This window comes from Brevundimonas albigilva (assembly GCF_023573565.1).
GTDB classification, from domain to species: domain Bacteria; phylum Pseudomonadota; class Alphaproteobacteria; order Caulobacterales; family Caulobacteraceae; genus Brevundimonas; species Brevundimonas albigilva.
Map to the genome: position 1 here is coordinate 2,300,068 of NZ_CP097649.1, position 23,595 is coordinate 2,323,662.

Consider the following 23,595-nt stretch of genomic DNA (forward strand, 5'->3'; position numbering starts at 1 on the left):
GAGTTTCGCATGACCCTCCCCGTCCGCACCCTGATCCTGACCGCAGCCGTGGCGGCGAGCCTGGCCGCCTGCCAGCGACGCGAGGACAAGGCCGACGCCCCGCCCGCGCCGGCCGCCGCCACGACCCCGGCGGCCGCCGGCGCGCCGATGGCCTTCGACGACAAGACCCAGTACGCCAGCGTCAAGCTGACCCTGCCGGCGGCGGTCAAGGGACAGCCTGACCTGCACGCCCCCATCTATGCGGCGGCGGTGCGCGACCTGAAGCAGTTCGAGGAAGGCGCCCAGGCCGACCTGACCGAGGCCGGCGGCGGCCCCAACCCGTACGAGAAGTCGATCGCCTATGCGCCGGGGGGCGAGACGGCGCGGCTGTTCAGCCTGTCGCGCACCGATTTCGAATACACCGGCGGCGCCCACCCCAACACCAGCTTCTCGGCCGTGCTGTGGGACAAGACGCAGAAGAAGCGGCTGGGCTTCGCCGACCTGTTCCGTCCCGGCGCCGACCTGTCGGTGCTGGACAAGGCCCTGTGCGACGCCGCCAACGCGGCCAAGCAGGCCCGCTCGCCGGGGTCCGAGCGCGCGACCCAGGACGGCAAGATGTGGACCTGCCCCAAGGCCGTGGCCACGCCCTTCGTCCTGGCGCCGGGCCAAGCGCCCGGGCAGGCAGGCGGCGTGACCTTCCTGATCGGCGCCTATCAGATCGGCCCCTATTCGGACGGCTACTACTGGGTGACGGTGCCGCAGGACGCCTTCCGCGCCCTGCTGAACCCCGCCTACGCCGACCAGTTCGGCGGCGCGCCCGTCAAGGCCGGGGACGTGACGCCCCGGAACGGCTAGTCGGCCAGGAAGGCGTCCAGCGCCTCGGCGAACCGCTGGGGCTGGTCGGCCATGATGAAGTGGCGGCTGCCGTCGATGCGGACCAACTCCACCCCCGGCAGGGCGGCGTATTCCCGGCTCCATGTCGCATCGGCCAGGGCGGCCGGCGCGCCGCCGTCGGCGTCCGCGGCGTAGAGCGCCGTCACCGGCGTGGTCATGGCCGCAAGGCCCGGGCGCGCATCGGTAGTCATCACCTCGCGGATGGCCGTCGCCATCGCCCGGCGGTCGCCCGCCAGGCTCCACGCCACGATCTGCGCCTGCGTCGCCGGGTCGCGGCTGAAGCCGGCGGCGGACGCCGCCTGGGCGGCGCGGAAGTCGTCGTCGGACGTCTCCAGGATGGCGGCCCCCGCCTGATCCGCGAAGGGCGCCGCGCTCTGGGCCGTCACCTGCGGGCCGAACAGGGCGGAGAAGAACGGCAGGCTGTCCACGCTCATCAGCCGTCCGACCGCGTCGGGATGCTGTTGCGCCAGGATCAGCCCGATCAGGGCGCCCATCGAATGGCCGACCACGGCGGGACGCGACAGGCCCCGTTCACGGACATAGCGGTCCAGGTCGTCGACGACGGGCTGGACGAACGGCCCGTCGCCGTGGCGCCAAGGCTCGCCGGCGAAGCCCGCCAGCTGGACCCGATGGACGCGGTGGGTCGCCTTCAGCCGATCGGCGGTCGCCCGCCACACCTCGCGCGAAGAGCCGAAGCCGGGGATCAGGATCACGTCGGGGCCCTGACCCTCGACCTCGACCGACAATCGGTCCGAGACGAAGGCGGCGGCCGGAGCGGCGTCCTGGGCCAGGGCGGCGCCGACGCCGACCGCCAGCGACGGGGCGCAGATCGCCAGGCCGAACAGGACGGCGCGCAGGCGCGGGCGCGCCTTGAAGAAGGCGTTGAACATCGGATGTCTCCTGGGTTGAAAGGGGGACCGCCCGCGCTCAGGCGTGCGGGTTCTCGAATATCTCTTCGACCGGCCGATCGAAGGTGGCGGCGATGCGATAGGCCAGGTCCAGCGAGGGGTCGTGCCGCTCGGTCTCCAGGGCGATCACCGCTTGGCGCGACACCCCCAGCGCCTGACCCAGCTGTTCCTGGGTCCAGCCGCGCTCGACCCGCAGCAGCTTGAGGCGGTTCTTCATCGGCTTGACCGTATGAAGGCGGATGCGATCCCGAAGAAGAACCACATCGTCGCATACGCCAGCCACCCAGGCAGATGATAGGCGCCGCCGAATGTCTCCAAGAAGCCCCATACCGACCATACGGCGAAGGTCAGGCAGGCGGCGACAATGAAGCGTTTGGCCATTACGGCGCGGACGAATTCGTCTGCTCGACGAAAGAAATCCAGGGTGAAGCCAAGTTGGGCGGCGATCGCCAGCCCAGGCACGAGCGCAGCGACATACAGCATCCACCCTTTCAGCCAACCGTAATTCACGCCGACGCTGACGCCGGCAATGGCCAGGCCATAAACTGTCATGGAGGCGAAGGTGCCAAACCCATATCGGGCATCTGCGTCACCTCCCCAAATTTTGTCGATCCGCATCGGGCCGCTCCCTCTTTGTAAGGCCTACCTTACATCCTCGTGATGTCATGTCAACCTGACTTTTTGTCAGGTCATCCGCACATCGATTCTCGCTGCTTCACCGGAGGGGCGCGAGGCCCTAAAGGGGCGCATGGCCATCGCCGATCCCGCCGCCTTCATCCGCGAGAACACCCGCCTTCAGACCGTGCCTCACGCGCCGGAAATCGCGCTGTGGCTGGCGGACGAGATCACGCCCATCTGGAGGCTGACGGAGGAGGAGCTGGGCGAGATCGGTCTGCCGCCGCCGTTCTGGGCCTTCGCCTGGGCCGGCGGCCAGGCGCTGGCGCGCTGGCTGCTGGATCATCCGCAAGAAGTCGCGGGCAAGCGCGTGCTGGACTTCGCCGCCGGCTCGGGTCTGGTCGGGGTGGCGGCGATGAAGGCGGGCGCGGCGTCGTGCCTGTGCGCCGACATCGATCCCTTCTGCGAGGCCGCCGTCGCGGTCAACGCCGGCGCGAACGGGGTCTCGCTGCGGTTCGCGGGTCGCGACCTGCTCTCGGCGCCGCCGCCCGACGTCGACGTCATCTGCGCCGGCGACATCTGCTATGAAAAGCCGATGACCGAGGCGGTCCTGGCCTGGCTGGGCCAGGCGCGCGGCCGAGGCGTGCGGGTTCTGATCGGCGACCCCGGCCGCACCTATTTCCCGCGCCAGGGGCTGGAGTTCCTGGCGGAATACCGGGTGCCCACGACGCGGGAGCTGGAGGACCAGGAAATCAAGCGATCCTCCGTCTGGGCCATGCCCTAGAGCCCGACCCGTTCAGGTCGGGCTCCAGGCGATCATGACGTCAGTGCGTCGCGGGACGGGCCTGGTCGGTCTTTTCGGCCTGGCCGCGATGACGGCCCTCGGCGAATTCCTCGACCATCTTGGCGTTGAAGGCGGGGATGTCGTCGGGATTGCGGCTGGTGACCAGGCCGTCGTCGACGACCACTTCCTCGTCCACCACGGTCGCGCCGGCGTTGCGCAGGTCGGTGCGGATGCTGGGATAGCCCGTCAAGGTGCGCCCCTCGACCACGCCGGCCTCGATCAGCAGCCAGGGCGCATGACAGATGGCGGCGACCGGCTTGCCGGCGTCGAAGAAGGCGCGCACGAACTTCACCGCATCCTCGTTCGCCCGCAGCTGGTCGGGATTGGCCACGCCGCCCGGCAGCATCAGCGCCGAATAGGCCGAGGCGTCGACCCCGGCCACCGCCTTGTCGGCCGTGACCTTGTCGCCCGGGGTCAGGTGGTTGAAGCCCTGGAAGTCGCCGGCCTTCAGCGAGACGATCTCCACCACGGCGCCGGCGTCCTTGAGCGCCTTGACCGGCTGGGTGAGTTCGACAAGTTCGACGCCATCTGTCGCCAGAACGGCGACGGTCTTTCCGGACAGGGACTGGGCCATGGGATCTGCTCCATCGTTTCGGGGGTGAGGGCTGATGAACCCGCGGGCCGGGCGGCGGTTGCGGCCCCGCTTGGCGGAAAAGGGCGTCGCGCCCATATGCGGTTCATGAAGACCGCCCTGATCCTGACCGGCCTGATCGTCTGCGCCGCCGCTCCGGCCGCGGCCCAGACCTGGCGTCAGAGCCAGCCGCCCTACGCCGCCTATCCGGGCGGGGCGCCGGCGGCCATCGCGGACCAGCATCGCTACGAGACCGAGCGGCTGCGCAACCAGGCCCAGGCCAATGCGGCCCTGGCCCGCCAGCAGGCGCTGGAGAGCCGCATCGAACGCCAGCGGATCGAGGCCGCGCGCCAGATCGCCGCCCCGCCGGCCGCCGCCGCGCGCCCGCTGTATTCCGCCGAGCAGGAGCGGACCCTGCGCGAAGGGGCCGCCGAACGGCGCGCCCGCACCGCCCAGGGCGTGGGCCAGATCGACGCCTGGCTGGATCGCCCGAACTGACGCATCCCTTCCCTTCCCTCCGCGTTCCGGCCTAGCTTGGCGTGAAACGGAGGCGCGGACATGCGGTGGCAAGGCGGAAGAACCGGCGGCGGCGGGATCGAGGATCGCCGCGGGCTGGGCGGCGGGGCCATCGCCGGAGGCGGGATCGGCGTCGGCGTCCTGGCCATCATCGGCTATCTGGTTTTCGGCATCGACCCGTCGACCACCACCCAGCTGGCCAGTTCGCTGGGCGGCGTCGGCTCGCAGGAGCAGCAGGGCCAGGTCGGCACGCCAGAGGACCAGGCCGGCCGCTTCGTCGATGTGATCGGAACCAACATCAACGACGTCTGGACCCAGAAACTGCGCGGCTATCAGCAGCCCAAGGTCGTCATCTACGAACAGGGCACCCCGACCGGCTGCGGCTACGGCCAGGCGGCGATGGGCCCGTTCTATTGCCCGACGGACCGGACGGTCTATCTGGACCTGGGCTTCTGGCAGGAGCTGGACCGGCTGGGCGGATCCGACGCCGACTTCGCCAAGGCCTATGTCATCGCCCATGAGTTCGGCCACCACGTCCAGACCCTGACCGGCACGTCCGACCAGGTGCGCCAGGCCCAGCAGCGCGCGCGGGGCGAGGCCGAGGCCAACCAGTATTCGGTGGCGCTGGAGCTGCAGGCCGACTGCTACGCCGGGGTCTGGGCCGCCAACGCCTCGGCCGCGTCGAACGGCGCGGTGGCGCTGGAGCCCGGCGACTTCGAGGCCGGCATGAAGACCGCCCAGGCGATCGGCGACGACGCCCTGCAGAGCGGCGCCGGCCGCCGGGTCTCGCCCGAAAGCTTCACCCACGGCTCCTCGGCCCAGCGGGTCGAATGGCTGCAGCGCGGCTACCAGTCCGGCGACCCCGCCGCCTGCGACACCTTCAGCGGGGCGTGACGGGGGCCATCCGGAACAGCGCCGCCGCGCCCAGCCACATCAGGCTGAAGAAGGCGGCCGGTCCCAGCGCCAGGCCCCAGCCCATCACCGCCGCAATAATCGCCGGCGCCATCTGCGCCGCCGCCGTGACGACGAGCACCAGGCTGAACGGCTTCGGCCTGAACTGAACCAGGACACCGCCGATAAAGGCCACGACCAGCGGCGTCCAGAACATCAGGTTGACCGGATCGTCCTCGCCGCCCACCAAGCCCACCGCCAGATTGGCCCAGGTCATCAAAAAGCCCGTGCCGATGGTCAGGGCGAAGGCCGCCTGACGCGCCAGATCGCCGCCCATCCGCGTGGCCAGATCAAACAGGGACGCGGCGATCGCCAGCATGGCCCCGAAGACGGCGAAGTCGAACACGCTCCATCGCACTTCATTCGTGAACTGCATCGCCACGAGCGGCGCCAGCCACAGCAGGGCCGCGCCGCCCCACGCCGCCATGCGCAGCGCGCCGGGTTTCAGGGTCTTCTCCATTGCCTTCTCTCCATCCATGAGGGAGCTTCGGCATGGCCCGATCGCCGCTGAGCGGCATGAGCAAATCCTGAGGAACCGCTGAAAAGTGTCGCGCGAGGTCTTCCGCTTCGAGAATTTCACGCTCGACCCCGATGGTCGTCGCCTGTCGCGGGACGGAACCCCTGTGGAATTGAACGCCCGCTATCTGGACGCCCTGATCCTGCTGGTGCGCGAGAAGGATCGGCTGGTGTCGAAGGATCGCTTTCTGGAGGACGTCTGGCGCGGCGTGCCCGTCACCGACGAAGCCCTGACCCAGTGCGTCACCACCCTGCGCCGCCGGCTGGGCGACGACGCGGCGCGTCCCCGTTTCATCGAGACCGTACCCAAGCACGGCTACCGTTTCATCGCGCCGGTCGTTCGGGAGACCGAGGCCGGCAGCGTTCCGCCTCCGCTGCGGCGCTGGGCGCTCGAGGATGTCACGCGAACCGGCCGCTCCGGCCTGATCGGAGGGGCGCTCGCGGGGCTTATCGGCGGGTTATTCTACGGTGTCACCGCGGCGCCCGGAGGCGGCGGCGTATCGGCGCTGATCGTCATGGCCGTGCTGACGATGGTGATCGGCGCCCTGGGCGGCAGCGCGGTCTGTTTCGGGGTGGCCTCCGCAGCCCTGCTGCCCGGTCATCGCGGTTTGCTGACGGTGCTGGGCGGCGCGGCGGGCGGCTTGCTGATCGGCGCGGTGGTGGAGCTGGTGGGGCTGGACGCCTTCGACCTGCTATTCGGCCGTGCGCCCCAGGGCGTCACCGGCGCGCCCGAAGGCGCCCTGCTCGGCGCGGCCATCGGCCTTTCGACCCTCCTGATCGTGCGCCGCGGCCGGTCGCGGACGCTGCGGATCGCGGGCTCGGGCGTCCTGACGGCGCTCGCGGGCGTGCTGATCACCGCGCTCGGCGGCCGGCTGATGGGCGGCAGCCTGGCGGAGCTGGCGATGCAGTTTCCCGCCTCCACCCTGCGACTAGACCGGATCGGCGGCTGGCTAGGCGAGAACGGCTTCGGCCTGGCCAGCCGTCTGGCGACGAGCGCGGCCGAGGGTTTTCTGTTCGGCGCCTGCATCGCCACGGCCCTGATCATCTCGCGCGAGGGGGCGCCGCTCAGCGCCCTTCCGGCCCGCCCACGGTGATGTCCAGGGCGCGCGAGGCGAACAGGCGGGGTCCGCCCAGGTCCAGGGCCAGGCGGCGTCCGGCGAAGGCCTCCATGCCGATCAGGGCCTTGGGAAAGCCGGGCACGGCGACGTCGTCGTAGATCGCCACCTCGGCGTCGCGGTGCAGATCGTCGCCGATGGTCAGGGTCCGCGCCACCACCGTGTCGGCGCGGACCACGCCGCCCAGGACGATGCTCTGGCCGGGGCGGCTGTCGCGGCCGTCCAGCAGGCCGACGGCGCGGGCGGTCTCGCGCGTGACGGCCAGGACCGCCGAGGCGCCGGTGTCGACCACCGCCTGCACCTCCGCCCCCTCCACCGTGATCGCGGCCTGCAGGGCGCGGCCGTTGCGGGTGACGGCGATGGGCCGCACCTCGGCCGGCGGGGTCCAGCCGTCGCGCGCCGAGAACCGAAGCCGCCGCTCCGGCGCGTCCAGATCCAGCACCAGGTGGCGCAGCACGTCCTGACCCAGGATCAGCGGCGCGGCCAGGCCCTGCGGCCCCGCCAGCGGCCCCAGGCCCAGGATCGCCGCGCGCAGCCCCTCCAGCCTCAGTCCGCCGACAGCGACGTCCAGCGTCACGCCGCGCCCGACCTGGGCGTCGCCGCCGACGCCATAGGCCACCATCGGCAGGCGGAACACGTCGGTCAGGCCCAGCGTCTGGAACAGCGACCGGTCGATGACCGAATACTGCGCGCCCGAATCGATCAGGGCGCGGACGGGCGTCCCGTTCACCGTCGCGGCCACGGTCGGGGTCGTGGCGCGCGGCTCGGCGTAGGGCAGCCAGCCGGTGTCGCCCGCGCCGGGCAGGACGATCTCCGGCTCGCGCCACAGCACATAGTCGCGGAACCACCAGGCCCCGCCGGCGGCGGCTCCGACCAGGCCCAGGCGGATCAGAAGGTCACGACGTCTCATGTCTCTGACATGGACCGTCCCCGATCGGATCGCCAGAGCCGTCGAGGTCGCAACCCGACGCCGCAACATCCGTGCGCCCGGCGGCGCCCTTGGGCGGGGATCATGAAAAAATCATCCAGAAACGGGATGACGGCCGGCGCCGTCATGGCTACGAACCCCGCATGAGCACCTCCAGCGCCCGCTATGTCTCGACCCGGGGCCAGGCCCCCGAGACCGACTTCTCCGACGCCCTGCTGCGCGGCATCGCGCCCGACGGCGGGCTGTATATGCCGTGCGCCTGGCCCGCCCTGTCGCCGCAGGCGATGCGCACCACCGACTACAAGACCCTGGCGCTGGAGGCCGTGTCCCCGTTCATCGGGGACGCCCTGCCCGCCGGCGCGCTGGATCGCGCGCTGGACCGGCTGACGGCCGGGTTCGACCACCCAGCGGTGACGCCCCTGGTGGAACTGGAGCCCGGCCTTTTCGTGCTGGAGCTGTTTCACGGGCCGACGGCGGCGTTCAAGGACCTGGCCATGCAGCTGGTCGCGGCGCTGACGGACGAGGCCCTGGCCGCCTCCGGCGAGCGGCTGACGATCCTGACGGCGACCTCGGGCGACACGGGGGCGGCGGCGGTGCGGGCCTTCGCCGGGGCCCGGTCGGTGGACCTGGTGGTGCTGCATCCGCTGGGCCGCGTCTCGCCTATCCAACGCCGGCAGATGACCACGGTCCAGGCCGACAATGTGCTGAACCTGGCCGTGCGCGGCGACTTCGACGACTGCCAGCGCCTGGTGAAGGGTCTGCTGGCCCAGGAGGCCCTGCGCGAGCGCGGGCGGTTGTCGTCGGTCAATTCGATCAACTGGGCGCGGCTGGCCGGCCAGATTGCCTATTATGTCTCGGCCACGGCGCAACTGGGCGGGCCGGCGACCTTCGTGGTGCCGACGGGCAATTTCGGCGACGCCTTCGCCGGCATGGCGGCGACCCGGATGGGGCTGGCGGCCCACGGCTTCGTCGCCGCCGTGAACCAGAACGACGCCCTGGCCCGCGCCGTCAACGACGGCCTCTATTCGCGCCGCCCGGCGGTGGAGAGCGCCAGCGTGTCGATGGACGTCCAGGCCCCGTCCAACTTCGAACGGCTGGTGTTCGAGGCGGCCGGCCGCGACGCCGCGCGCACCCGGTCGGTGTTCGAGACCTTCGCCCGGGACGGGGCCGTGGCGTTCGAGCCCGATCTGCTGGCGGCGCTTCGCGCGGCGGTCTCGGCCGTCTCCATCGACGAGACCGAGACCCGGGCCGAGATCGCGCGCGCCCACGCGGAATGGGGGCGGGTGGTCTGCCCGCACACGGCCGTCGCCCTGGCCGCGGCCCGCCGCCAGGACCGGAGCAAGGGGCCGGTCGTGGCGCTGTCGACCGCGCATCCGTCAAAGTTCGGCGACTTCGTGGGCGACGTGCTGGGTTTCCCGCCGGAGCCCGCGCCGGTGATCGCCGCCCTGGGCGACCAGGCCGAGCGGATGACGACGGTGGAGGCGACGATGGAAGCCGCCCTGGCGGCGGTGACCGCCTTCACGGCGCGAACCTAGGCGGTGGCGCCCGCCCCCGCCGGGGCGGGACGACCGTCGCGCGGATCAGCGGCGACGCATTCCGCGCGAGGCCAGGCCGGCCAGCAGCAGGCCCACGCCCGCGACCGACAGGGTCGTCAGCAGGGGCTTCTTGCGGGCGGCGGCGGCCACCTCGCGCGCCTTGGGGCGATAGTCGGCCGGCGCCTTTTCGACCAGGCGGTCGACGGCGTCCATGGCCTTGCCGAACTGCTCCAGCGACTTGCCCTTGGCGTCGTTGTAAGCGCCTTCGACCTGGAGCTTCTGGTCGCCGACCAGCTTGCCCAGACCCTTTTGCGCCTTGCCCTGCGCCTGCGATGCGGCGCCGTCGGCGTATTGATCGGTCATCTCGAAACCTCTTCCTCGGGGAGAAGCGCCGCCACGCGGCGCCGCCTGACAGGGAAGCGCGGTCCGGCGTCGTCGGTTCCCGCGACCGGCGGTCTCAGTCCAGCGGTTGAGGGCGGGTGACGACCGGGGCGTTCGGATCGGTCTGGCTCGGCCGGGCGACGGTCGGCGCGGGCGCCGGCGGCGTCACCACGACAAGCGGCGCCGTCTCGATCTGGGGCGGCGGGGCCTGGGCCGGGGTCGGCGCGGCGTCGACCGGCGCGGACGACCCCGGGTTCGGGGAAGCGACGGGGGTCGAGGCGCGGCGGGGGGCGGCCTCCTCGACCGGTCGAGAGGCCGCCTGGACCGGCGCCGAGGTCCCGGCGGGACCCGGGGCCGCCGCCAGCGGCGCACCCTGGGCCGGCGGGATCGGATCCTGAGCGACCGGGGCGGCGTCGGATGGAGCGGCGTCGGACGGGGCGACGGCGGGGGCGGGCGAGACCGGCGCGGCGGCGTCGGGCCGCAGCGCGAACCACAGGCCGCCGCCGATCATCAGGACCGCCGCGACCCCGGCGCCGACGTAGAGCGGCAGGCGCGAGGCCTTGCGCGTCGCGGCCCGGGCCGGGACCGGACGGGGAGAGGCTGCGACGACCGACGCCGGCGCCGCCTCGGTCGCCGCTTGCGCGGGGCGCGGAAGCGGGCGAGGCGCGGCCGCAGCCTGTGGCGCGGCCTGGGACTGGGCCTGGGCCTGAGCCTGGGGCGCGGGACGTTCGGCCTCGGCGCCCGGCAAGGGGCGGACGGTGAGATCGGCCTGAGGCGCGGCGGCCTGAGAGGCCGCCGGGGGGCCTGCGGGGGCGGGACCCGCGTTCGATCTTTCCGCATCCGCAAGGCGAGGCGTCGGCTGCGGACGCGCCTGGGGGATCAGCGAGCCCGAAAGGATGCTGGGCGCCGAGGGGGCCGGACGCGGAGACGGCCGGGCGTGGGCCTGGCCCTGAGCCTGCCCCTGAGCCTGTCCTTGGCCTTGCGGACGGGGCGGAACCTTGATCCGCGCCAGGGGATCGGGCGCGACCGGCACAGGCCCGACGTGGAAGGTCGTCTGGGGCATGCGCCCCCAGGTGATGGCCTTGCGGGCGAAGGGCGCCTCGCGGTCGGTCGGCGCATTCGCCGGGGCGGCGCCGGGCGCGGGGGTCGGGGTCGTCTTGTCGTCGGACATCAGGGGGAAATGGCTCGCGATCTGGCCGGTTTCGTGACGGTCAGTTTTTCAGGCGATAGCCCGTCTTGAACATCCACATGACGATGGCCAGGCAGACGGCGAAGAAGGCCAGGGTCGCCGCCACGCTGATCCCGATCGCCACGTCGCCCTGGCCATAGAAGGCCCAGCGGAAGCCCGAGATCAGATAGACCACCGGATTGAACAGCGTCACCGTGCGCCACCCCTCGGGCAGCATGTCGATCGAATAGAAGGCGCCGCCCAGGAAGGTCAGGGGCGTGACGATCAGCATCGGGATCATCTGCAGCTGCTCGAAGCCGTCGGCCCACACCCCGATGATGAAGCCGAACAGGCTGAACGTCACCGAGATCAGGATCAGGAAGGTCATCATCCATATTGGATGCAGGATCTGCAGCGGCACGAAGAAGGCCGCCGTGCCCAGGATGATCAGGCCCAGCACCGCCGACTTGGTCGCCGCCGCCCCGACGTAGGCCAGAACGATCTCCAGCGACGACACCGGCGCGGACAGGATCTCGTAGATCGTCCCGGTGAACTTGGGGAAGTAGATGCCGAAGCTGGCGTTGAAGATCGACTGGGTGAACAGGCTGAGCATGATCAGGCCCGGCACGATGAAGGCGCCGTAGGGCACGCCGCCGACCTCCTGCATCCGGCTGCCGATGGCGCCGCCGAAGACCACGAAATAGAGCGCCGTGGTGATGACCGGGGTGACGATGCTCTGCCAGATGGTGCGCAGCGCCCGCGCCATCTCGAAGCGATAGATGGCCCACACGCCGTATCCGTTGAAGGTCATGCGGCGGCTCCGTTGCGGTGAACCAGGCTGACGAAGATGTCTTCCAGCGAGCTCTGGCGGGTGTTCAGGTCCTTGAAGCCGATGTTCAGCGCCTCAAGGCGACGGATCAGGGCGGGCACGCCGGTGTCCTCGGCGTTGGCGTCGAAGCTGTATTCCAGCTCCCCGCCCTCGTTCTTCAGCGTCAGGTCCCAGTCGGACAGGTCGGCCGGCACGGCGTCCAGCGGCTCGACCAGGTTCAGGGTCAGGGTCTTCTTGCCCAGCTTCTTCATCAGGGCGGTCTTCTCCTCGACCAGGATCAGTTCGCCCTTCAGGATCACGCCCACCCGGTCGGCCATCTCCTCGGCCTCCTCGATATAGTGGGTGGTCAGGATGATGGTGACGCCGCGCTCGCGAAGCTTACGCACCATCGCCCACATGTCGCGGCGCAGTTCCACGTCCACGCCCGCCGTCGGTTCGTTCAGGAACAGGATGTCCGGCTCGTGGCTCAGGGCCTTGGCGATCATCACCCGGCGCTTCATCCCGCCCGACAGAGTCATGATCTTGGCGTCGCGCTTGTCCCACAGCGACAGGTCCTTCAGCACCCCCTCTATGAAGGCCGGGTTCGGCGCCTTGCCGAACAGGCCCCGGCTGAAGGTGACGGTGGCCAGCACCGTCTCGAAGGCGTCGGTGGTCAGTTCCTGGGGCACCAGGCCGATCTTGGTGCGCGCGGCCCGGAAATCGCTCTGGATGTCGTGGCCGTCGGCCGTTACCGTGCCGGTGGTGGGCGTGACGATGCCGCAGACGATCGAGATCAGGGTGGTCTTGCCCGCCCCGTTGGGCCCCAAGAGGGCGAAGATCTCGCCCTTGGCGATGCTCAGGTCGACGCGCTTGAGCGCCTGCAGGCCCGACTTGTAGGTCTTGGTCAGGCCTTCGATTTCGATGACCGGCATCACGCCTCCCGAATTGCGGAGGCGGCGCCCCGTATGGCGGCAATATGGCGCACCTTTCCGCCGTCTCAAGGGGGCCTTGGTCCAGTTCGCGCATTGCGACGTATCAGGGCGTCATCCCAGGATCGGAACAGACCGCATGACCGCCAGGATTTTCGTCGCCGCGACGGCCGCCGCAATGCTGTGCGGTTGCGTCACCGCCCCCTCCCCTTCGGAATACCGCGCGCCGCAGCCGGCCAAGCCGGTCGAGATATCGCGCCTGTGGTCTGGCCGCTGGCACGAGGTCGCCCGCCTGCCCGACCGGCTGACCGACGGCTGCGTGGCCGGCGCCTCGATCTACACCCCCGTCAGCGACACCCGCATCGACGTGCGCGACACCTGCCAGGTCGGCACGCCGTCGGGTCGGGAAAAGGCCATCGGCGGCCGCGGCGAAATCCTGGACCCGGGCGTGAACGCCAAGCTGCGCGTCCGGTATCTGGCCGGCTTGGTGACGTGGGACTACTGGATCCTGGACCGGGCCGACGACTACAGCTGGTTCATCTCGGCCGATCCGACTTTCGATCGGCTGTTCATCTACACCCGCGAGGTCCCGACCGACGCGCAGGTCCGCGCCCTGACCGAACGCGCCCGCGCCCTGGGCTACGACGTCACCCGGCTGGAGTTTCCGGCGCAGCCGCCGCGATGACGATGAGGGGAAGGGTGGAGACCGCACGACCCGAAGGGGAATTCGTTGTGGCTGCTGCCTTCCGGCCCTGACCAGGTTGGCGAAGCCTTCGCCCGCACGATCTCCGAGACGGGATATGGCGGGTGCGGGCTTGGGAATCAAGCGCTAGAAGTCGCCCATGGCCATCCGCAACACCTTCGCCGGCAATCCCCTGGACCGCGCCGGGGACCTTCGCAACGATCCCGAATGGCTTGAAGCCCAGGAGGCGAACCCCGAGGCGCAGGCCATGATCCTGTGGGAAGGCCGGCCGCTGGTCGAGGAGACGCCCGAGGGACCGCGCCTGGCCTGGGTGTCGCTGGAGCACGCGCGCGACATGGTGCGAGACCGCGACCTGTTCCTGGGCCTGTGGAAGCAGGCCCCGGTGTTCGCGGTGGAGTTCGAGGGCTCCCTCGACCCGGCCGAGGGTCCGGTGCGGGGCCTGGGCGCCTTTCACGAGATGAGGGCCGCCGCCGCCCTGCTGCCCGCGGCCGACGCGGCGATGGCGGGCGCGGCCAAGAGCCTGTTCGACTGGCGTCGCCGCCACGGCTTCTGCGCCGCCTGCGGCACGATGACGAACACCGCCGCCGGCGGCTGGAAGCGCCGCTGCCCGGCCTGCGCAACCGAGCATTTCCCCCGCGTCGATCCGGTCGTCATCATGCTGCCGGTGTTCGAGGGCGGCGACGAGCCGCGCTGCCTGCTGGGCCGCCAGGCCGCCTGGCCCCAGGGACGGATGTCGGCCCTGGCCGGCTTCCTGGAACCCGGCGAGTCGATCGAGGAGGCCTGCGCCCGCGAGGTGGAGGAAGAGGCCGGCCTGACGGTCGTCGACGTCCGCTACCACTCCAGCCAGCCGTGGCCCTTTCCGTCCCAGCTGATGATCGGCCTGATCGCCCGGGTGTCGGACGACCAGGCCCGCCCCGACCAGACCGAGCTGGAGGCCGTCGCCTGGCTGACCCGCGCCGAGGCCCGCGCGGTCCTGGCGGGCGCCCATCCGACGATCCACGCCCCCCTCCCCTTCGCCATCGCCCACAGCCTGATCCAGGCCTGGGCGGAGGGGTGAACGACTCTCCCTCCCCTTCATGGGGAGGGTGGCTGAGCCGAAGGCGAAGCCGGGTGGGGCTCGAACGGGCGAAGCGCGCTTCACACTTCCCCACCCGGGCTCGGCTTTGCCTCGCCGTCCCTCCCCATGAAGGGGAGGGAGAATTCTTCACGCCATCGCCCGCGCCGCCTCCAGGTCGGCGGGATTGTCCACCGACAGCGGGGCCGCGTCGATCACGCGGGCCCAGATCTGCATCCCCATCTCCAGCGCGCGCAGCTGCTCCAGCTTCTCGCGGCGCTCCAGGGGCGAGGGCGGCGCGGCGCAGAAGCGGTTCAGCGCCGCGCGGCGATAGCCATAGACGCCGATGTGGCGCCAGATCGGCGCGTCGCCGTACAGGGTCGAGCGGGTGAAATAGAGGGCGCGGCCCTGGCGTTCGCCCTCGGCCAGGGCCAGCACCGCCTTGACCACGTCAGGGTTGCCACGGTCCGAGGCGTCCAGTTCGGGCGCGACCAGGGTGGCGATGTCGCAGTCCGGCTCTCCGTGCAGGATGGCCGCGCAGGCCGTCGCCAGACCCGGATCGGCGAAGGGCATGTCGCCCTGGACGTTGATGACGGCGTCGAAGTCGCCTTCCGGATCGATGGCGTCGACGGCCGCGCGGATGCGGTCCGAGCCGCTGGGCAGGCTCGGGTCGGTCAGGATGGCGCGGCCCTCGATCGCCTCGATCGCCTCGACGATCTCGGGGTCGCCGGCCGCCACCGCGACCGGCAGGCCCGAGGCCTCGGCCTGGCGGTAGGCGCGCACGATCATCGGCAGCCCGCCGATGTCGGCCAGCGGCTTGTTCGGCAGGCGGGTCGCCGCCATGCGAGCGGGTATCATTATCAGAGGATTCATCGACTTCCCTGTCGCATAGAGGTGCGGGCCGGTTGCGAAGGCCGCGCTACCGTGCCAGAGACGCCCACGCAAGATTATGTCCGGGGGGTGTACGCCAGGGGCCCGGATTCCGGAGAGGGATGCGACCACGCGCATGAGCGGCGATCTGAAGTGGAATAAGATTTTCGGCGCGGGTCTGGGGACGGCTTTCGTCATCCTGGTCGTCCAGCAGGTGTCGGGGGCGGTCTATCACTCCGAGCCCCCTGAAAAGATGGGCTATTTCGTCGATGCGCCGGAAGAGGCCGCCGGCGAGGCCGCCGAGTTGCCGCCGGATTGGGGCACGGTCCTGCCCGCCGCCGACCTGGCCGCCGGCGAGGCCGCCTTCGCGCGCTGCCAGGCCTGCCATGACGCGCACCAGGGCGGCGCCGACAAGATCGGTCCGAATCTGTGGGGCGTCGTGGGCGGCCCGGTCGAGCACCGCCCGGGCTTCGCCTATTCGGACGCCATGACCAAGCACAAGGCCGAGGCGCCGACCTGGGGCTACGACCAGATCAACGAATTCATCACCGCCCCCGCCCGCTACGTCCCAGGCACCAAGATGTCGTTCGCGGGCATCCGCGACACCCAGACGCGCATCAACCTGATCGCCTGGCTGCGGACGCAAGGCTCCGGCGGCTTCGCCATCCCGGCGCCGGACCCCGCGCGCCAACCGGGCGCCGCCGCCCCCGCCGAGGGCGCCGAGGCCCCGGCCGCCGAAGGCGCGCCCGCCACCGAGGCGACCGGCGAGACGCCGGCCGTCGGCGCGCCGGCCACGACGCAGGAAACCCCGGCGGCCCCGCCCGCCGCGACCAGCGCGGCGCCGCCGAACCACTGATCCGGCCAGGACCAGGCTGGAAGAATTGAGAAGGGCGGCTCCGTCGAGCCGCCCTTTTTCATGTCTGGGAAATCAGACCCGGCGGAAACGGGCGGGGGCGAAGCCTTCGGCGACAAGCCGCGCCTCGACCTCGGCCAGCGGCTCGATCACCACGCCGCCCCGCGCGCCGGTGGAATGGATCACGCGCTCCGCGTCCACCATCAGGGCCGAATGGCCGGTCCAGTCGTGCGCGCCGCCCGGCGGCGCCAGCCAGACCACGATGTCGCCGCGACGGGCGTTCGCGGCCTGCACGGCTTGGCCCAGGTCCGCCTGGTCGTGCGACCGGCGCGGCCCCGGCCGTCCGCAGGCCAGCAGCGCCTGCTGAACCAGGCCCGCGCAATCGGTCTCGATCGACGAGCGGGCGCCCAGGGCGTGCGGCCGGCCCAGCAGGCGCTCGGCCACGGCGGCGGGGTCGGTCTCGAAGGCGCCGATGGGTTCCAGCGCGTCGTCGGCCACGCCGGCGGCGTCCACGGCCACCAGGGCGTTCAGCGGCAGGGCGGCGTCGACCGAGGCGACCCGGCGCGTGGGCAGCGGGGCGCCGGCGGCCAGGCTGTCCAGCACCACCCAGCCGATCACCCCGTCGCGGCGCGCGCGGCCCCAGGCGCGCCCGTCGCGGCGGTCCAGCACGTCGAAGGCCTCACCGAACAGCAGCTGGTCGATCCGGGCGTCGTCGTCGGACCACAGGTCGGCGACGGCGACGCGGCAATGCATGGGTTCGACCGCGCGATAGGCCTGGGCGCGCACCAGCCCTTCCAGCGCCTGTTCGGCGAGGTCGGGACGCGCCAGAAGCGCGCCGGGCGGGATCAGGTCGAGGACGTCGGTCAAACGTGGGCTCGCGTCGATTGAGACCCTAGTCCTAGGGACCCAAGGCGAATGGGCCGTTAACAGGCGTCGCTTTTCCGTGGAAAATCAACCGAACCGCGTTCTTGACGACTCTTCGGCGCTTGCTTCCCGGCCCTGGCCGCCCATGTCGAAGGTCGCCTGTCATCGCGCCGAGGAGCCCGACCGTGCTGCTGTCCATCCTGCTGATCGTGGTCGGCCTGACCGTCGTCGATCAGGGCGCTGCGGGACGGGCGCTGAGGCGCTGGCTGGTGGACGCGCCGGCGCGAATGCTGGCCGGATTGTCGCGCCGTCACATCGGGGCTGTCGCCCTGGTCGGCCTGCTGGGCCTGGCGGCGGTGCTGGCGTTCGAGGCGGAGGGGCTGCGCCTGTTCTCGATGGCGGCGCCCGAACTGACCGCCTGGGCGATGATGTTCGACGTCGCCGTCGTGCTCGACCTGATGGTCCTGATCGTCGGGCTGAGGGCGGCCTCGGCCTGGCGCGCCGTCGCCCGGCAGGCCGCCGCCGTGATCCGCCCCGTTCTGAACGCCGCCCGCCGGATCGGGACCGCCGCGACGGCCCGCGCCCGACGCCCGCGAAAGGCGCGCCCGCCCCGGCCCGGCCGCGACGATGTCGAGCCGACGCCGGCCTTCGCCTGGCCTCAACCGGCGTAGCGCGCCTTCAGCAGGGCGTAGCAGGCCCGAAGCGCCTGGGCCTCGCCGCCTTCCGGATAGCCCGGGCGGGCGCGCGGATTCCAGGCGAAGATGTCCATGTGCGCCCAGGCGCCGGTCTCGGGCGCGAACTTCTGCAGGAACAGGGCGGCGGTGACGGATCCGGCCTGGGCCCAGCCGGCCGGGTCGTTGCGCAGGTCGGCGATCTCGGCCTCAAGCGCCGGCCGGTAGCCGGGCCACAGCGGCATCCGCCACAGCGGATCGCCCACCGCCTTCCCGGCCTGCGACAGGCCCTCGGCCAGGGCGTCGTCATCGGTGTAGAGCGGCGGCAGCTCCGGCCCCAGGGCGATCCGCGCGGCCCCCGTCAGGGTCGCGAAATCCAGCGTCAGGTCCGGCGCGTGCTCGCCCGCGCGCGTCAGGGCGTCGGCCAGGATCAGGCGTCCCTCGGCGTCGGTGTTGCCGACCTCGACGGTCAGGCCCTTGCGCGTGCCCAGAATGTCGCCCGGCCGGAAGGCGTCGCCCGAAACGGCGTTCTCGACCGCCGCCACGATCACCACCAGGCGCACCGGCAGATCGGCCTGCATGACCAGCCGCCCCAGCGCCAGGGCGTGGGCCGAACCGCCCATGTCCTTCTTCATGTTGCGCATTCCGGCCGCCGGCTTCAGGTCCAGGCCGCCGGTGTCGAACACCACGCCCTTGCCGACCAGGGCGACCAGAGGGCGGTCGGTCCGGTCCAGGTTCCAGCCGATCTCGATCAGTCGCGGCGCCCGGTGCGGGGCGGCCGCGCGGCCCACGGCGTGAACGGCCGGATAGTTCGCCTCCAGCAGGGCGTCGCCCGTCGTCACCGCGATCGTCGCGCCCGACTCCTCGGCGATCTCGCGGGCGATGGTCTCGATCTGCAGCGGCCCCATGTCGGCGGCGGGGGTGTCGACCATCTCGCGCGCCAGGGCGCAGGCGGCGGCGATGCGCGACGTCTCGGCCAGGTCCAGCCCTTCGGGCGCGACCAGCCGCACCGGCGTCCTGTCGGTCCGGGCCTTGTAGCGGTCGAACACGTAGGTCCCCAGAAGGAAGGCCAGGGCCGCGCGGCGCGCCGCCTCGGGCTCGGCCTCCAGCCGGTAGAGGCCGCCGGGCAGCCGGGCCGACAGACCGCGCGCGACCATCGGATCGAACGCCCCCCCGGTCCCGACCACGACCTGGGCCACCCCGCCCTGCGCGTCCGGCACGACCAGAAGCTGGCCCGGCTTGCCGGCGAAACCGTTCGTCTCTCCCCAGCGGCGCGCGGCCGGGTCCAGAGCCTCGGCGGAAGCGGCGAAGCGGATCGGGACGGCGCCCTGGCCCGCGTCGGCGGCGACCAGTTGGGGATGAAGGGCGGACATGGCGGACCTCGCGACGGTTAACCGGGTGTTGACGCGAACCGGCGACCTTGAGCGCCTACCGAGGACCGTCTGGACCTGACCATGTCGCGCATGACCGCCGCCGTCGCAACCGCCGCCCTGATGTTCCTGGCCGCCGGGGCCGCCCAGGCCCAAGCCCCGGCCCCGGCCCAGGCCCGACAGCCGGCGCCGGTGCGCGCCTCGGCCGAGGTGCGCGCCACCTACGACCGGATGGACGCCCTGTCGCGCTCGGTCTTCTGGGCCAGAGAGCAGGAGAACGATCCGACCGACCCGGTGGCGGGGGTCAAGCTGGCCCAGGCGCTGCGCGAACTGGGCCGTTACGACCAGGCGGCGACCGCCGCCGAGGCGACCCTGACCGTCCAGCCCGACAATCTCGACGCCCTGTTGGAGCTGGGCCGGGCCCATGTGGCGCGCGGCCAGGCCTTCTACGGCATCGCGCCGCTGGAGAAGGCGCGCGACCAGGCGCCGCGCGACTGGCGCGCCTGGTCGGTGCTGGGCGTGGCCTATGAGCAGGTGCGCCGCTTCGACGACGCCCGCGCCGCGTGGAACCAGGCCCTGACCCTGTCGCCCGACAATCCCGATGTCCTGACCAACGCCGCCATGGCCGCCATGACGCAGGGCGACGCGGCCGGCGCCGAGACCCTGCTGCGCCGGGCCGCCGCCCAGGCCGGCGCCTCGCCCAAGGTGCGTCAGAACCTGGCCATGGTCCTGGGCCTGCAGGGCAAGATGGGCGAGGCCGAACAGATCCTGCGCCGCGAACTGCCGCCCGAACTGGCCGAGAAGAATCTTCAGTGGCTGAGCGAGCGCGCCGCATCGCCCGCCCGCACCGCCGAGACCGCCCGCACCTGGAGCTCGCTGCAGGGCGGCTGACGTCCCGCGCGGGCGTCGGCTGCGGTTGCCCCCTTGCCGGCCCCGTGCTGGATAGGGCCATGCCCTCCCCCTCCTACGCCGCCTTCCTGTTCGACATGGACGGCACCCTGATCACCTCCACCGTCGCGGCCGAGCGCGTCTGGACCCGCTGGGCGGCGCGCCACGGCCTGGACGCGGCCGCCTTCGTGCCCACCATCCACGGCGTGCGCGCCGCCGACACCATCCGTCGCCAGAACCTGCCGGGAATAGACGTGGAGGCCGAGGCCGCCTGGGTCGAGCGCGGCGAGATCGAGGATCTGGAGGGGGTCGCGCCCATCGCCGGCGCCATCGACTTCGTGCGCCGCCTGCCGCCCGATCGCTGGGCCGTCGTCACCTCCGCCACCGTGCCGCTGGCCACGGCGCGGATGCGGGCCGCCGGGGTCGAGCCGCCCGCCGTCCTGATCACCGCCGAGGATGTGGCGCGGGGCAAGCCGGACCCGGCCGGCTATCGCCTGGCCGCCGAACGCCTGGGCGTCGCGGCCGCCGACTGCCTGGTGTTCGAGGACGCCGAGGCCGGAATCGCGGCGGGCGAGGCGGCCGGCTGCGACGTCCGGATCGTCACCGCCGCCTGGACCCACCCGCTGGAGACGACGCATCCGACGCTGGCGGACTATGGCGATCTACGGCTGGAGGTGCGGCCGGACGGGTCGTTGGAGCTGGGTTCCTGAGACCCTCTCCTGCTTGCGGGAGAGGTGGCCCGTCGTTCGGCGCAGCCGAACCAGGGTCGGAGAGGGAAGTGTTGTTGAAGATGAGTAAACTTCCCCCATCGTCAGCCGTCTCGCTTCGCTCGACGAGCTGACACTTCCCCCGCAAGCGGGGGAAGGTCTGTGCGGCACGGCTTTCCCTCAGGCGCCCGCCCCCCTATCTTCCGCCCATGATCGACGATCTCTACAGCGCGCGCATCCTGATGCTGGCGGCGAACCTGCCGCACACGGGGCGGTTGGCGGCGCCGCAGGGCACCGGAGAGCGGACCGCCAAGCTGTGCGGATCGCGTGCGACGGCGGACGTGGTGCTGGACGACGACGGGCGCATCGCCGACTTCGCCCAGGACGTGAAAGCCTGCGCCCTTGGCCAGGCGGCGGCGGGCGTGCTGGGCCAGCACGTCCTGGGCGCCACGGCCGACGAGCTTCGTCAGGCGCGCGACGCGATGATCGTCATGCTGAAATCGGGCGGAGAGGGTCCGACCGGCCGGTTCGAGGATCTGCGTGTGTTGAAACAGGTCGCCGACTACCCGGCCCGCCACGCCTCGACCCTGGTCGCCCTGGAGGCCGCCCTGGAGGCCGTCGAGGCGGCGCAGACCGCGCGAACTCGCCTCGCCGGCGCGGCCTGAGGCCCGTTCCGGTTGATCCCCGCGTTCGGATTGGGGATAAGCGCGACGAACCTCAACGGCCCCCGGCGAAGGGACGAATGTCTCTCTACGAACGCGGCGTGCGCGCGGCCCATCGGGGCTACAAGCTGACGCTGTCCCCCCTGATCGGCCAGCAGTGCCGTTTCCTGCCGACCTGCTCGGACTATGGGCGCGACGCCCTGATCCGGCACGGGCCGGTCAGGGGGGGATGGCTCACCGTGCGCCGCCTCTGTAAATGCCACCCCTTCGGCGGGTCGGGATACGATCCCGTCCCGGCCCCGCCCGCAAAGACGAAATCATGATCGAACTGAAATTCCCCGACGGCGCCGTGCGTCAGTATCCGGAAGGCTCCACGGGCCGCGACGTGGCGGCCGCCATCTCTCCCTCCCTGGCCAAGAAGGCGGCCCTGGTGGTCTGGAACGGTCAGCAGCGCGACCTGGACCGCGTCATCGACGGCGACGGCGACTTCCGCCTGCTGATGCGCGACGACCCCGAGGCGCTGGAGACGATCCGCCACGACGCCGCCCACGTGCTGGCCGAGGCGGTGCAGGAGCTGTTTCCCGGCACCCAGGTCACGATCGGCCCGGCCATCGAGGACGGCTTCTATTACGACTTCGCCCGCGACGAGCCCTTCTCGACCGACGACTTCCCCAAGATCGAGAAAAAGATGGCCGAGATCGTCGATCGCGGCGCCCGGCTGGAACGCCAGGTCTGGGACCGCGACGAGGCCATCGCCCATTTCGAGGCTGCGGGCGAGAGCTACAAGGCCGAGCTGATCCGCGACCTGCCCGAAAGCGAGACGATCACCGTCTACAAGCAGGGCGACTGGGCCGACCTGTGCCGGGGGCCGCACTTCCCGACCACCAGGTTCGTCGGCAAGGCCTTCAAGCTAACCAAGCTGGCCGGCGCCTATTGGCGCGGCGATTCCAGCCGCGCCCAGCTGCAGCGCATCTATGGCACCGCCTGGGCGACCAAGGAGGACCTGGACGCCTATCTGACGCGCATCGAGGAGGCCGAGAAGCGCGACCACCGCAAGCTGGGCCGCCAGATGGAACTCTTCCACATGCAGGAAGAGGGCCGCGGCATGGTCTTCTGGCACCCCAAGGGCTGGGTGCTGTGGCGCGTGCTGGAGGACTATATGCGCCGCCGCCTGGCCAGGGCCGGCTATGTCGAGGTCAAGACGCCCCAGGTGCTGGACCGCAAGTTCTGGGAGGCCTCGGGCCACTGGGAGAAGTACCGCCCCAACATGTTCGTCTGCGAGACGGTCGAGGGCGAGACCCTTTCCCTCAAGCCGATGAACTGCCCCGGCCACGTCCAGATCTTCGACCAGGGCCAGCGGTCCTATCGCGAACTGCCGCTGCGCATGGCCGAGTTCGGCGCCTGCCACCGCTATGAGCCGTCGGGGTCGCTGCACGGCCTGATGCGCGTGCGCGGCTTCACCCAGGACGACGCCCACATCTTCTGCCGCGAGGACCAGATCGTCGAAGAGACGGCCGAGTTCATCAAGCTGTGCCGCAGCGTCCACGCCGACCTGGGCATGGAGACGGCCTACATCAGCCTGGGCACCCGGCCCGAGACGCGCGCCGGCACGGACGAGTTCTGGGATAAGGCCGAGGCCCAGATGCTGGAGGCCGCCCGCGCCGCCGGCTCCGAGCCCGTCGTCACGCCCGGCGACGGCGCCTTCTATGCGCCCAAGCTGGACTTCATCGTCAAGGACGCCATCGGCCGCGAATGGACCTGCGGCACGATCCAGTTGGACTATGTGCTGCCGGAACGCCTCGACGCGACCTACATCGCCGAGGACGGGCAGAAGCATCGCCCCGTGATGCTGCACCGGGCGATCCTGGGATCGTTCGAGCGGTTCATCGGCATCATGATCGAAAACTACGCCGGGGCCTTCCCGCTGTGGCTGGCGCCGACGCAGGCGGTGGTGGCGACCATCACCTCGGACGCCGACGGCTACGCCGAGGAGGTGGCGGCCAGGTTCCGCGCGGCCGGCCTGCGCGTCGAGACCGACCTGCGCAACGAGAAGATCAACTACAAGATCCGCGAGCACTCGGTCGCCAAGGTCCCGGCCATCGCCGTCGTCGGCCGCAAGGAGGCCGAGGAAGGCAAGGTCGCCATCCGCCGCCTGGGCAGCCAGGCCCAGACCATTGTCACGGTGGAAGAGGCCATCCGCATCCTGACCGAGGAAGCGACGCCGCCGGACCTGAGGCGCGAGGCGCGAGCCTAGTTCGCCCCGGCCTGGGCCCAGCAGCGCCATCGGACCCGCCG

Annotated in this window: 28 protein-coding genes and 1 other RNA gene; 15 read left to right on the top strand and 14 right to left on the bottom strand. The window is 71.5% G+C overall.

Going from position 1 to position 23,595, the window contains the following annotated elements; translation table 11 throughout:
* Positions 1-9 precede the first annotated feature (9 nt).
* Complete coding sequence (locus tag M8231_RS11525; protein WP_249749861.1) at positions 10-834, top strand: DUF3298 and DUF4163 domain-containing protein; 825 nt, start codon at positions 10-12, stop codon at positions 832-834.
* Here M8231_RS11525 and M8231_RS11530 read toward each other — a convergent pair.
* Genes M8231_RS11530 through M8231_RS11540 form a run of 3 tightly spaced genes read right to left on the bottom strand, consistent with a single transcriptional unit; the run spans position 831 to position 2,399 of the window.
* On the bottom strand, positions 831-1,763 hold the full coding sequence (locus tag M8231_RS11530) for an alpha/beta fold hydrolase (RefSeq protein WP_249749860.1): 933 nt from the start codon (positions 1,761-1,763) through the stop codon (positions 831-833). The genes M8231_RS11525 and M8231_RS11530 overlap by 4 nt on opposite strands.
* A 37-nt stretch (positions 1,764-1,800) precedes the next feature.
* Complete coding sequence (locus tag M8231_RS11535) at positions 1,801-1,998, bottom strand: helix-turn-helix transcriptional regulator (RefSeq protein WP_250201501.1); 198 nt, start codon at positions 1,996-1,998, stop codon at positions 1,801-1,803.
* Positions 1,995-2,399 carry a hypothetical protein gene (locus M8231_RS11540; protein ID WP_249749859.1) on the bottom strand — a complete coding sequence of 135 codons (405 nt, stop codon included), beginning with the start codon at positions 2,397-2,399 and terminating at the stop codon, positions 1,995-1,997. Before M8231_RS11540 ends, M8231_RS11535 begins: the two co-directional genes overlap by 4 nt.
* A 130-nt stretch (positions 2,400-2,529) precedes the next feature.
* Between M8231_RS11540 and M8231_RS11545 the strand changes: the two genes are divergently transcribed.
* Positions 2,530-3,180, top strand: a complete 651-nt coding sequence (locus M8231_RS11545) for a class I SAM-dependent methyltransferase (RefSeq protein WP_249749858.1) — start codon at positions 2,530-2,532, stop codon at positions 3,178-3,180.
* Between the two features lie 40 nt (positions 3,181-3,220).
* On the opposite strand, the gene M8231_RS11550 is transcribed toward M8231_RS11545, so the two are convergent.
* Complete coding sequence (locus M8231_RS11550) at positions 3,221-3,814, bottom strand: type 1 glutamine amidotransferase domain-containing protein (protein WP_249749857.1); 594 nt, start codon at positions 3,812-3,814, stop codon at positions 3,221-3,223.
* Positions 3,815-3,919: 105 nt separating this feature from the next.
* On the opposite strand from M8231_RS11550, the gene M8231_RS11555 reads away from it, so the two are divergent.
* Positions 3,920-4,309, top strand: a complete 390-nt coding sequence (locus tag M8231_RS11555; RefSeq protein WP_249749856.1) for a hypothetical protein — start codon at positions 3,920-3,922, stop codon at positions 4,307-4,309.
* 60 nt (positions 4,310-4,369) lie between these two features.
* On the top strand, positions 4,370-5,221 hold the full coding sequence (gene ypfJ / locus M8231_RS11560; RefSeq protein WP_249749855.1) for a KPN_02809 family neutral zinc metallopeptidase: 852 nt from the start codon (positions 4,370-4,372) through the stop codon (positions 5,219-5,221).
* Here ypfJ and M8231_RS11565 read toward each other — a convergent pair.
* Positions 5,208-5,738: a hypothetical protein gene (locus M8231_RS11565; protein WP_249749854.1), complete on the bottom strand. Its 531-nt coding sequence runs from the start codon at positions 5,736-5,738 to the stop codon at positions 5,208-5,210. The two genes, ypfJ and M8231_RS11565, sit on opposite strands and share 14 nt — an antisense overlap.
* Before the next feature lie 85 nt (positions 5,739-5,823).
* On the opposite strand from M8231_RS11565, the gene M8231_RS11570 reads away from it, so the two are divergent.
* Positions 5,824-6,888, top strand: a complete 1,065-nt coding sequence (locus M8231_RS11570; RefSeq protein WP_250201502.1) for a winged helix-turn-helix domain-containing protein — start codon at positions 5,824-5,826, stop codon at positions 6,886-6,888.
* Here M8231_RS11570 and M8231_RS11575 read toward each other — a convergent pair.
* Positions 6,860-7,819, bottom strand: a complete 960-nt coding sequence (locus tag M8231_RS11575) for a retropepsin-like aspartic protease (RefSeq protein WP_249749853.1) — start codon at positions 7,817-7,819, stop codon at positions 6,860-6,862. The two genes, M8231_RS11570 and M8231_RS11575, sit on opposite strands and share 29 nt — an antisense overlap.
* 161 nt (positions 7,820-7,980) lie before the next feature.
* Here M8231_RS11575 and thrC point away from each other — a divergent pair, with 161 nt between their 5' ends.
* Positions 7,981-9,372, top strand: a complete 1,392-nt coding sequence (thrC, locus tag M8231_RS11580; RefSeq protein ID WP_250201503.1) for a threonine synthase — start codon at positions 7,981-7,983, stop codon at positions 9,370-9,372.
* A 45-nt stretch (positions 9,373-9,417) separates the two neighbouring features.
* Here thrC and M8231_RS11585 read toward each other — a convergent pair whose 3' ends face one another.
* The 4 genes from M8231_RS11585 to M8231_RS11600 all read right to left on the bottom strand — a co-directional run bounded on the left by M8231_RS11585 (position 9,418) and on the right by M8231_RS11600 (position 12,661).
* Complete coding sequence (locus M8231_RS11585; protein WP_249749851.1) at positions 9,418-9,735, bottom strand: CsbD family protein; 318 nt, start codon at positions 9,733-9,735, stop codon at positions 9,418-9,420.
* A 94-nt stretch (positions 9,736-9,829) separates the two neighbouring features.
* Entirely contained in the window at positions 9,830-10,924 is a 1,095-nt protein-coding gene (locus M8231_RS11590; RefSeq protein ID WP_250201504.1) for a hypothetical protein, read from the bottom strand.
* A 40-nt stretch (positions 10,925-10,964) separates the two neighbouring features.
* The gene (locus M8231_RS11595) at positions 10,965-11,732 is read right to left on the bottom strand and encodes an ABC transporter permease (protein WP_249749849.1); all 768 of its coding nucleotides are present in this window, start codon (positions 11,730-11,732) and stop codon (positions 10,965-10,967) included.
* On the bottom strand, positions 11,729-12,661 hold the full coding sequence (locus tag M8231_RS11600) for an ABC transporter ATP-binding protein (protein WP_249749848.1): 933 nt from the start codon (positions 12,659-12,661) through the stop codon (positions 11,729-11,731). The genes M8231_RS11595 and M8231_RS11600 overlap by 4 nt, the downstream gene beginning before the upstream one ends.
* Positions 12,662-12,797: 136 nt before the next feature.
* On the opposite strand from M8231_RS11600, the gene M8231_RS11605 reads away from it, so the two are divergent.
* Entirely contained in the window at positions 12,798-13,343 is a 546-nt protein-coding gene (locus M8231_RS11605) for a lipocalin family protein (RefSeq protein ID WP_250201505.1), read from the top strand.
* Positions 13,344-13,354: 11 nt separating this feature from the next.
* Here M8231_RS11605 and ffs read toward each other — a convergent pair.
* Positions 13,355-13,450, bottom strand: an RNA gene (gene ffs / locus M8231_RS11610) — signal recognition particle sRNA small type.
* A 50-nt stretch (positions 13,451-13,500) separates the two neighbouring features.
* Here ffs and nudC point away from each other — a divergent pair.
* Complete coding sequence (gene nudC / locus M8231_RS11615) at positions 13,501-14,418, top strand: NAD(+) diphosphatase (RefSeq protein ID WP_250201506.1); 918 nt, start codon at positions 13,501-13,503, stop codon at positions 14,416-14,418.
* A 147-nt stretch (positions 14,419-14,565) separates the two neighbouring features.
* Here the strand turns inward: nudC and M8231_RS11620 are convergent, their stop codons facing one another.
* A complete protein-coding gene (locus M8231_RS11620) occupies positions 14,566-15,288 on the bottom strand; it encodes a 3-deoxy-manno-octulosonate cytidylyltransferase (RefSeq protein WP_249749846.1) in 723 nt (240 codons plus the stop codon).
* Between the two features lie 133 nt (positions 15,289-15,421).
* On the opposite strand from M8231_RS11620, the gene M8231_RS11625 reads away from it, so the two are divergent.
* Entirely contained in the window at positions 15,422-16,141 is a 720-nt protein-coding gene (locus M8231_RS11625) for a c-type cytochrome (RefSeq protein WP_250201507.1), read from the top strand.
* 72 nt (positions 16,142-16,213) lie between these two features.
* Here the strand turns inward: M8231_RS11625 and M8231_RS11630 are convergent, their stop codons facing one another.
* Entirely contained in the window at positions 16,214-17,005 is a 792-nt protein-coding gene (locus M8231_RS11630; protein ID WP_249749844.1) for a C40 family peptidase, read from the bottom strand.
* Between the two features lie 182 nt (positions 17,006-17,187).
* Between M8231_RS11630 and M8231_RS11635 the strand changes: the two genes are divergently transcribed.
* Positions 17,188-17,673, top strand: a complete 486-nt coding sequence (locus tag M8231_RS11635) for a hypothetical protein (RefSeq protein WP_249749843.1) — start codon at positions 17,188-17,190, stop codon at positions 17,671-17,673.
* On the opposite strand, the gene M8231_RS11640 is transcribed toward M8231_RS11635, so the two are convergent.
* Complete coding sequence (locus tag M8231_RS11640; RefSeq protein ID WP_250201508.1) at positions 17,661-19,046, bottom strand: leucyl aminopeptidase family protein; 1,386 nt, start codon at positions 19,044-19,046, stop codon at positions 17,661-17,663. The two genes, M8231_RS11635 and M8231_RS11640, sit on opposite strands and share 13 nt — an antisense overlap.
* An 81-nt stretch (positions 19,047-19,127) precedes the next feature.
* Here M8231_RS11640 and M8231_RS11645 point away from each other — a divergent pair, with 81 nt between their 5' ends.
* From M8231_RS11645 to thrS, 5 genes are all read left to right on the top strand, one after another.
* Positions 19,128-19,934: a tetratricopeptide repeat protein gene (locus tag M8231_RS11645; RefSeq protein WP_249749841.1), complete on the top strand. Its 807-nt coding sequence runs from the start codon at positions 19,128-19,130 to the stop codon at positions 19,932-19,934.
* Between the two features lie 59 nt (positions 19,935-19,993).
* The gene (locus tag M8231_RS11650; protein WP_250201509.1) at positions 19,994-20,641 is read left to right on the top strand and encodes an HAD-IA family hydrolase; all 648 of its coding nucleotides are present in this window, start codon (positions 19,994-19,996) and stop codon (positions 20,639-20,641) included.
* A 206-nt stretch (positions 20,642-20,847) separates the two neighbouring features.
* The gene (locus tag M8231_RS11655; protein WP_249749839.1) at positions 20,848-21,303 is read left to right on the top strand and encodes an iron-sulfur cluster assembly scaffold protein; all 456 of its coding nucleotides are present in this window, start codon (positions 20,848-20,850) and stop codon (positions 21,301-21,303) included.
* A 77-nt stretch (positions 21,304-21,380) separates the two neighbouring features.
* On the top strand, positions 21,381-21,623 hold the full coding sequence (gene yidD, locus M8231_RS11660) for a membrane protein insertion efficiency factor YidD (protein WP_250201510.1): 243 nt from the start codon (positions 21,381-21,383) through the stop codon (positions 21,621-21,623).
* Complete coding sequence (gene thrS / locus M8231_RS11665) at positions 21,620-23,554, top strand: threonine--tRNA ligase (protein ID WP_249749838.1); 1,935 nt, start codon at positions 21,620-21,622, stop codon at positions 23,552-23,554. Before yidD ends, thrS begins: the two co-directional genes overlap by 4 nt.
* Positions 23,555-23,595 lie beyond the last annotated feature (41 nt).